At 75.2% G+C, this 1,224-nt stretch carries 2 protein-coding genes; both read left to right on the top strand.

What is annotated here, in order from left to right; translation table 11 throughout:
- Window positions 1-280 (top strand): alpha/beta fold hydrolase (locus HW445_RS31655; RefSeq protein ID WP_374939737.1); only part of this gene is annotated, 280 nt, incomplete at its 5' end.
- A gap of 123 nt (window positions 281-403) precedes the next feature.
- Window positions 404-1,224 (top strand): haloalkane dehalogenase (locus HW445_RS31650; protein WP_180224206.1); only part of this gene is annotated, 821 nt, incomplete at its 3' end.

The following is a 1,224-nucleotide window of genomic DNA, read 5'->3' as shown; positions in this document are numbered from 1 at the left end:
GGGCACGGTCGCGGGCGTCGTCGCGGTGGCCCCCGCGGTCTCCGTGGACGAGCTGCCCGGGACCCGAGCCGTCCCGGTCCCGGTGCACCTGGTCGTCGGGGCCGACGACGACCTCCTCGACGACGTGCGCGCACTCGCCGGCCACCTCCCGGGCTGCCTGCTGGACGTGGTCGAGGGCGCGGGCCACGAGGTTCCCGCCGAGGCGGTCCGCCGCGTTCTCGACCGCTGGACGGACACGACGGCCGCCGGTCCTGAGCGGGCGGCCGCGGCACGCCCGTGAAGCCCCTTGACCTCAAGCCTGCTCGAGGTCGCACGCTCTTCCTGCCGTCCGGGCCCCGCCCGCCCGGCGCCCGCCCACCGCCCCGCGCACAGACCGGCCCGGGGCCGCAGGAAGGACACGCACATGCCCGGGACACCGGTCCTCGACTCCGTCATGCACCACGAGGAGACGGGCGGCGGCGGCACGCCGTTCGTCTTCCTGCACGGCAACCCCGGCTCCTCGCACCTGTGGCGCAACGTCCTGCCGCGGACGGGCGGCGGCAGGGCGCTGGCCCCCGACCTCATCGGCATGGGCCGCTCCGGCAAGCCCCGCATCGCCTACCGGTTCGACGACCACGCCCGCTACCTCGACGCCTGGTGCGACGCGCTGGGGCTGGACCGCGTGGTCCTGGTCGGTCACGACTGGGGCGGCGCGCTCGCCTTCGACATGGCGGCCCGACGGCCGGATCGGGTCGCGGGGATCGCCTTCCTGGAGACCTTCGTCAGACCCCTGGCCCCGGAAGACCTGTCCCCGCAGGCGCGACGCCGTTCGGAGACGATCCGCACCCCCGGGCCGGGCGAGGAGATGGTCCTCGAGAAGGACCTCTTCATCAGGTCGGCCTTCACCGGTGGCGTCCTCACGCCCGTCGCGGACGAGGACATGGCGGTCTACCTGGCGCCCTTCCCGACGCCGGAGAGCCGGCGGCCGGTGCTGGCCTGGGCGCGTCAGGTGCCGGTGGGAGGCGAGCCGGCCGACCTGGTCGCCCGGATCGAGTCCTACGGCGCCTGGCTCGCCAGGAGCACCGGGGTACCCAAACTGCTGATGACCTTCGAAGGGTCGCCCACGCTGCTCGTCGACGCCGCCATGGCCGCATGGTGCGCCGACAACATCGCGGACCTGGAGATCACGCACTGCGGGCCCGCGGGCCACCACGCCCCCGAGGACCGCCCCGCCGAGGTGGCCGC

The organism is Streptomyces sp. UH6 (genome assembly GCF_013421635.1).
Taxonomy (GTDB): Bacteria; Actinomycetota; Actinomycetes; order Streptomycetales; family Streptomycetaceae; genus Streptomyces; species Streptomyces abyssomicinicus.
Note: the sequence above shows the minus strand (reverse complement) of the source record. Positions and strands in the feature narration are given on the sequence as shown.